General features: G+C 45.7%; 2 protein-coding genes. Both read right to left on the bottom strand.

Annotation, left to right across the window (positions count from 1 at the left end):
- Positions 1-256: chorismate mutase (gene pheA / locus B7X71_RS17330; RefSeq protein WP_293601655.1), on the bottom strand; the 256-nt coding region annotated here is incomplete at its 3' end.
- Positions 253-1,220 (bottom strand): 3-phosphoserine/phosphohydroxythreonine transaminase (serC, locus tag B7X71_RS17325; protein WP_293601654.1); only part of this gene is annotated, 968 nt, incomplete at its 5' end. The genes serC and pheA, both read right to left, overlap by 4 nt.

The following is a 1,220-nucleotide window of genomic DNA, read 5'->3' as shown; positions in this document are numbered from 1 at the left end:
TCACCTCGCGCCAAATTGCAGCGATGCCATCGGGCAATAATGGGCCGCTACTAAGCTCTTGTAAGCGTGCGACAACCTGTCGCTCTCGCTCTGGCCTAAACACTGGCGATGAAAAGCCACCTTTAATGTGGCCAACTTCTTGGGCTGCTTTTGCACGCTGTGACAACAAATCTAAAATCTGTGCGTCTAGCGCATCAATTTTCTCGCGAATTGGCGCAAGGCGCTGCTCTTCAGTACTCTGGTCTTTGGAGCTCATGATGCACGCCTTTCAAAGTCACGCATAAATTCTACTAAGGCTTTGACGCCTTCGATTGGCATTGCGTTGTAAATGCTGGCGCGCATGCCACCAGCCGCCTTATGACCACGCAAGGCAACTAAGCCTGCTGCATTAGATTGCTCCAAGAACTGAGCGTTTAAATTTTCATCCTTCAAGAAGAAGGTAACGTTCATTCTGGAGCGATATTCTTTAGGAATGCGATTCTCGTAAAGACTGCTTTGATCTAAAAAGTTATAGAGCAACTCTGCTTTTTCTTGATTGCGTTTCTCAATTACCTTTACACCACCCTGCTTTAGCAACCATTTAAAGCCTAGTCCCGCCATATAAATTGAAAAAGTTGGTGGCGTGTTGAGCATTGAGTCAGTTGCCGCCTGCTTAGACCAATCCCAAATCGACGGAGTGATCTTCATGCTGTGCCCCATCAAGTCCTTACGCACGATCACAATCGTCACGCCAGATGGGCCAATATTTTTTTGCGCCCCACCAAACCAAACGCCACATTTTGTGACGTCCATTTCTTTGGAGAGAATATTGCTAGATATATCTGCGACTAATAACTTGCCATTGACATCAGGCACATCCGAAAACTCTACGCCGCCAATAGTTTCATTAGCACAGTAGTGAACATAAGCAGCATCATCCGATAGTTGCCAAGAAGATCTTGCAGGAATCGTATTAAATTTTTCAGATGCAGAAGATGCAGCTAAGTGAGCAACACCATACTTCTCTGCTTCTTTAAATGATTTTTCAGACCAAACACCAGTCACTAAAAAGTCTGCCTTAGGACCATTCTTAGCCAATGGCATGAGGTTCATCGGAATAGCAGCATTCTGACCCAAACCACCGCCTTGAAGCATCAAGATTTCATAGGAATCCGGGATATTCATGAGGGTGCGCAAGTCTTGAAGCACCTCTTCATAAAGCGCCATGAACTCTTTACCAC

The organism is Polynucleobacter sp. 39-46-10 (assembly GCF_002282275.1).
This window is presented reverse-complemented; position numbering and strand designations above follow the sequence as displayed.